The following is a 6,166-nucleotide window of genomic DNA, read 5'->3' as shown; positions in this document are numbered from 1 at the left end:
GGCCGGTTTTCTTCAAGAAACACACCGTTTTCGGCTCAGCGGACTTCATGATATGTGCAACGAGAAGCACGGCGGCGAAGCCGGTTGAGAGGGCCGACACGAGAAAGAGCAGCGGCAACACGATGGGATTCCACAGCGGAAATCCGGGTGCGTCACCCAAAAGCAAGCCGGTATACACCGCCACAGCAACGGCGCAGACCAACCCTACGATATCGAGTGCCCGGGGAGTTGTCTTCTTCCTCAGCATGATAACCAGAGCGATAACGCTTACCACCATAAAGACGACAAGTATGACCACACCCCATGCCATAACCGACGAGAAGTTAGCCAACAATCCGAAGAAACGCAAGGGGTTCTGCAGGCCAGCCTTCGCATCCACCATAAGCAGCACCGTACCTACCGCAACAGCAATGGGCGCGATAAGATAGCCTAGGGTGCGCAGCTTGACGGCATCGGGCTTGACGAAGCCAGCAAGCGCAGCAAGCGCGAACGCACCTGCGCCGAGTCCTGCCAAGAACAGGTAGCAAGCAATGATTCCATCCCATACCATGACGATCACCCCTCGAACGGTTTGAAGACGTTCCCGCCGCGATGCACTGCGGAAACCACGGGCATACCCTCGACGCGTGAAAGCCCCACGTAGCGCACCGAGGGGTCCAACCCGAGATCGGCATACAGTGCCTCGTCGCCAACCTCAGCGATTTTCTTGGCAATGTCGCTTTCGGGATCGTTCAGATCGCCGAAGTAGCGCGCCCTCGTCACGCAGGTGCTCACACAGGCAGGCAACAGGCCATGTGAGGTTCGGTGGTAGCAGAGCGTGCATTTACCCACTTCACCCGAGCTGTCATCAACCCAGCGTGCCTGATAAGGGCAGGCTGCCAAGCAGTACTTGCAGCCGATACACCTCTCCGGATCAACCAATACCACCCCTTCCTCGGTGCGATAGCTCGCCCCCGTCGGACAGACCTTGACGCAGGGGGCGTCAGCGCAATGATTGCACAACTTGGGTTGATTCGCGCGACGTGTGCCTTCGTCGGAGGTAACGTCCCAGCTTTCAATCCAGGTGTTGAACTTCGTGAGCGGAACGGCGTTTTCCTGCTTGCAAGCAACAACGCACGCATTACATCCGATACAGAGCGACAAATCGAGCAGCATGCCGTAGCGTGTATTTGAGGTACTCATAACTCACTCCCCCCTATGCTTTCTCGATTTTGTACATGCCACCACTTCGGCCAGGCGAGCCCGCATCGCTGTCGGCATGCGGATAGATCACGTCATCTCCGAGCGTCGGATCGAGCATCGTTTGCAAATGGACACCGCTTCCAATAGAGGGATCACCCTTCGTCAGCTTGCCGTCAATCTCGGTATCTTGCGCACCGTAAGCAAGGTGACCATACCCGTAGGCCACGCCGAACGTACCTTGTGCGATACCCGCACGCACCATGGCTTCGCCCTCCATCACGTCACCTGTGGGGTTGGTAATGCGGATAGCATCGCCGTCTTTGATACCAAGGTCAGTAGCATCCTTAAGGTTTAGCTCAAGGTAATTCTTTTTGCACAAGTCGCGCATAATGGGGCTGTTTGCCTGCATGGAGACAGAGCGGAAGCGGGGCTTGTAGTTCGTCGATCGGAAGGACCATTCCTTCTCGTCGTACACCTCGGCAATGGGAGTGCGATCACAGAAATCCTCACGTACATACCGCAGCGCAGCGGAGGGGTAAACACCCGAATAGGGATTCTTGTTCAGGGCCTTCTTCTCACTGTAGTAGTTTATGAGGTATTCCTTGGCATAGGCGCTGCGCCCGTTTTTCTGGCTTGTTTCGATGGGCCAGAATCGTCCGCCCCGAGAGAGCACGTTGAGAACCTTCGGCCATTCCTCAGCAGTAAGCGCCTCGTGCCAAGATGCGGGAAGTTCGTCGAGTGCTTGGAGCTTAACGTCCTCATCGAGCACATCGGCTACCGGCGTATCGGCATAGGCGAGGTTTGCGACAGCCTTCAGAAAGAAGTCAGCCGCATCATTCAGTGGGTACGAAACTCCCTCTACCGAAGCGATGGCATCCTTCCCAAAACCGGGGAGATCACATACCTTCGCCACGTCAACGCAGAAGGCCTCGAAGCTGGCGAAGCGGCCATCGGAGAGCTTGACGGTATCGGGCTGCTTGGCCTGCCAGCGTACGGTGTTGCCTTTGCCGCGCCAGTAGCCCTCCTGCGTAACCACGCCAAAGCTTTCAAACGGCGTGGTATCGGGCACAATATAGTCGGCCAAATGAGCGTGCTCACCCACCGCAACATCGCAGGCGATGTGGAGGGGAACGACAGAGGTGTCTTTCAGTTTCTCAATCACACGTTCTCGCAGCGCACCTGAGGTTGCCTGGAGGGTATTCGTCATCCAAGAGACGAGTATCTTTGCGCGATAGGGATACTCGTTCACAATGGAGATAAGCGTTTGGTTGTCGGAAGTGGAAGGCACGTTGAGCCAGGGAAGCTTGGGTTTTGGATTCTCCTCGCCTGCGGCCACGCGCTTCTTGTACTCATCGGTTTTCGAGAACAGCTTTTGGGTGCGGCAAATATACGTGGCGTTCTTCGTTGATACCGCAGGCTTACCCTCGATGGTGCTCAGCAGGTAGCGCGCGCCGTCCGCCGTAGTCTTCGTTCCAATGCGGTAGCAATTGCAGCCACCGGTCATCTGGACACAGCCGATAAGGCCGTTCAGGGCGGGATACGCAAGCACGCCGTCGGTTCCGTTTGCCGTGGCGGTACCGCCGAATCCCAGACGTGCCGAGGCACGTGTCCCATGAGAGGTGAATTCCTTAGCAATACGCTCAATCGTGGCAACAGGAATGCCGGTGATCTGGGAATATTCTTCTAAGGTGTACTCATAGGCGTTATCTTTAAGGAAAAGGAAACTACTGCGAACCTTCACGCCGTTAACAACGCCCTCGTATTCAAACTCTGCGGCATCGCTTTGCGTATGGAGGGCCGGCTGCCCGCTTCCCTTGTCGATAACAACATAGTACGGCACCGGCGTGGTTGCCTTAGGATCGGCTGCCGGCTCTTCGAGGCCCGCATCCGCCGCTCGCATAAGCTTGCGGTAATTCGGATGGCCCTCGTCCACAATCACCAGATGGCTTGCATTCGTATAGGAGGCAAACCCGCCTGCAAAGGCGCTTTTATAGTTGGGATAAGAGAGGAAGGGGGCGTTGTAAGTTTTATCGTCGAGGATCTTTTGAATGACGCCTAAGGCAAACGCCGAATTTGTTGCCGTTTTGATGGGCGTCCAGCTGATGCCCGAGGCAGTAGGGGTCACACATCCGTTGCCGAGTACTGGATCGACAACGTCGATAGTGCATTCTCCGCTTGCCAAGCGGTCGAGTGTGCGTTTGGCGATTCCCTGGAAGCTCTTACCATTTGCTCCGGGAAACGCTCCTATAAAGAGGATATACTCGCCTTCTTCGAGGTCGGGCTGAGTATTGGTTGCTGCGGTCTCTGCCAGCGCACGCGCTGTTTGGGAGCCGCCTCAAGTGGCGCCGTGGCCGTATTGGTTGAGAGAGCCAAAGCAGTTGGTAAACCTCGTTCCAATGGTCGTACGTCCATCGCCGCGTCCACCGAGCATAACGAATTGATTTGACACGGGGCCCAGATCGGGTTGATCGGGATTCATCGGCGTCTTCGTGTCGTGGAGCGCAAGAAAGCCTTCGACTTCCCGATCCTCGCCGGCATCGAGAAAGAGTTTGCCTCCCTCGGTAACCTCTCTAATAAGATCATCCCAGCTGATAGGCTTCCACTTGCCCTCACCGCGCTTGCCAGCACGCTTGAGGGGAACAGTAATTCGATCAGGCTGGGAATAAACATCCTGCGTCGCCTGCCCTCGTCCACATGAAGTACCGCGTGTCAGATTCCCCTTGCCCGACGCATAACTCATGGACAGATAGGCTTCACTGAGCGGCTCATCGAAATTTAAGAACGGGTACGCACAGCTGGGGTGATAAGGGTTCCCTCCCACCGAAATGAGCCGTCCCGACTGTCGATCAAGCTTAAGCCGACTCCCGCATGAACTATAGCAGCCAAGACATGCGCTATAGCGTACAACCACCTCCTCATTGACTTCCAGTTTGCCCGTAGCAGGATCGACGGTTGCCTCGAGAGGCTGTCCGTATTTTTGCTCGGGAAACGCCCCTTCATTGGCATATGCCGAACGTGGTTGCCCTACAAGACCTACCCCGGCAACCGACAAGGCGCCAATACTGCCCGCAGCTTTCAAGAAGCTTCGCCGATCTAGATTGAACCTTTCCATGTTCCCTCCTAATCCTCCGATTTCCCCGCGACACCATGCAAGCGAATCGCTGCTACGATCATCGTCAAAGCGAAGACAGGATGTATCCTCACGTTGGTGCGAATCTGGTTGTAAGAGCCCCAAAAAACATAGTCATAATGTGACTATTTTTGCCTATTGCAGGTAGTAGCAGCACGAATTGCCAAACGATTTTTGACGGATCATCCAAAAGGCGTATGGTTTGCGGTACCATCAGCAATCAGAAGCTGTCCGGGAATTCGTGGGGAAATCGCTGAGGGGGCAGGTGTGCATCAATATCTGATCGAGCATAAAGAACGGTACCGAAATCAGGGACTCGGTTTCGCATTTTTTCTGGCTTGGAATTACTTCTCGTTTTTCTCATGCGGCCTCGTGCCCGTCATCCACGTTATCCGAAGTAGTGAACGCGTTTGGATGTGGACGGGCCTATTTTTTGCGGTAACTTCTCTTGTAATTATGTTGATATCGACACGGATTCCCCTTGCAGGGAAACGGGGATTTGGCGTTATCGCGGCGATCTGTTCCTGCGGTGCAACGATAGTTATTTGGATGAGCTTCTACGACGCGCGCACGTACCAGATGGTGTCGGTGATCGGAGGGATGATAGCAGGCGTTGGCCTTGCCATGATGGCTCACGTATGGGGTGATCGACTGAGTAGGAACAATGAGTCCGACATCGAGTTTTCGGTGCCGACATCGTTCATTTTCTCTTTCATCATCTACTTCGTGCTGCTTGCGCTTAAAGGTCCGGTGCCGATGCTTGTTGATGCGGCGCTTCCCGTAGCCTCAATGCTTTTTGCGTTCCGCCGACCAACCTGCAACCTATCCGAAGAACCTGAGTTGAGCGAGGGGCGCTGCATACGTGGTGGAGAGCTTATACGCATGCTCGCGGGTATCGCGACGCTGTGCCTTCTGCTTGGCCTGCTCTGGTTCCAGTTCGCGTATTTTCGCCTGCTCGCCACACCCGAGATGGTAAGTGATCGCTTCCTGCATTACCTTTTACCGTTCTCGTGTTCGTTTCTGCTGTCGATCATCGCTTTGTTGTTCTGCATAAAGCTGTCACGCTACGTGAACTTCACGCTTATGTTTCGTTGGGGGCTTCCCCTCCTGCTTTTAAGCTATGCGCTGCTGTACTACGATTACAGCGACCCTCTGCAAAAGATCGTGGCGTACACGGTGAATTTCATCGGCATGTTCGGTGTACAATTCGGTTTTTGGCTGGCAGCTCCCAAGTTTGTACGGCGTTCCCACCTGCCGCCATCGGTGCTGTTTGGTGGTATGCTCGCTGCCGAAGGGGTGGGCATTTTCATCGGCACGGGCTACGGACTATCGATTATCGATGGCATATCGGCCACCAACGTGATGAATGAGTCGCTGCTTTTTTTCGTAATACTATTGCTCGTTGCCATGATGGTGGGGTTCAACCCATGTTGGTCGTTTTTTCGAGCGAGTGAACGGTGGTCGGTTGACGGCGAGATGGCAGTTAGCAAAAATCTTGACGAAGGGTCGGTGTCGGACGACATCAATGCGTTGTTCGAGCAGCAAGCAGAGGATCTTCGGCGGTCCTTTAATCTCTCCAAACGCGAGACCGAGATCGCAGCACTCCTCCTAGCAGGCCGTAGTCGTCCCTACATTCGTGACGAGCTGACGATCTCCCTCAACACGGTGCACGCACACACGCGGAACATCTACACAAAATGCGATGTACACTCCCAGCGTGAGTTCATGGATTTGCCGCACGAAAAGGAGAAACAACAGACAGAGGACGACTTGGTCCTGCCTTAGCACACCGACACCCCGCACAGCGGCCCCCTAGAAGATGAGCCTTATTTTTCGGGGGTCACGACGTATAGT

At 54.8% G+C, this 6,166-nt stretch carries 5 protein-coding genes; 1 reads left to right on the top strand and 4 read right to left on the bottom strand.

Going from position 1 to position 6,166, the window contains the following annotated elements:
• From nrfD to RR842_RS11040, 4 genes are all read right to left on the bottom strand, one after another.
• On the bottom strand, positions 1-550 hold a 550-nt coding region (gene nrfD, locus RR842_RS11055; RefSeq protein ID WP_332729760.1), incomplete at its 3' end, for an NrfD/PsrC family molybdoenzyme membrane anchor subunit.
• 5 nt (positions 551-555) lie between these two features.
• Positions 556-1,182 carry a 4Fe-4S dicluster domain-containing protein gene (locus RR842_RS11050; protein WP_332729759.1) on the bottom strand — a complete coding sequence of 209 codons (627 nt, stop codon included), beginning with the start codon at positions 1,180-1,182 and terminating at the stop codon, positions 556-558.
• Positions 1,183-1,195: 13 nt separating this feature from the next.
• Entirely contained in the window at positions 1,196-3,364 is a 2,169-nt protein-coding gene (locus RR842_RS11045; RefSeq protein ID WP_332553900.1) for a molybdopterin dinucleotide binding domain-containing protein, read from the bottom strand.
• Between the two features lie 153 nt (positions 3,365-3,517).
• Positions 3,518-4,294 carry a twin-arginine translocation signal domain-containing protein gene (locus RR842_RS11040; RefSeq protein ID WP_332729758.1) on the bottom strand — a complete coding sequence of 259 codons (777 nt, stop codon included), beginning with the start codon at positions 4,292-4,294 and terminating at the stop codon, positions 3,518-3,520.
• Positions 4,295-4,486: 192 nt separating this feature from the next.
• On the opposite strand from RR842_RS11040, the gene RR842_RS11035 reads away from it, so the two are divergent.
• Positions 4,487-6,097, top strand: coding sequence for a helix-turn-helix transcriptional regulator (locus RR842_RS11035; protein ID WP_332729757.1), 1,611 nt, complete (start codon positions 4,487-4,489; stop codon positions 6,095-6,097).
• Positions 6,098-6,166 lie beyond the last annotated feature (69 nt).

The organism is Gordonibacter sp., assembly GCF_036667095.1.
Lineage (GTDB): Bacteria > Actinomycetota > Coriobacteriia > Coriobacteriales > Eggerthellaceae > Gordonibacter.
Note: the sequence above shows the minus strand (reverse complement) of the source record. Positions and strands in the feature narration are given on the sequence as shown.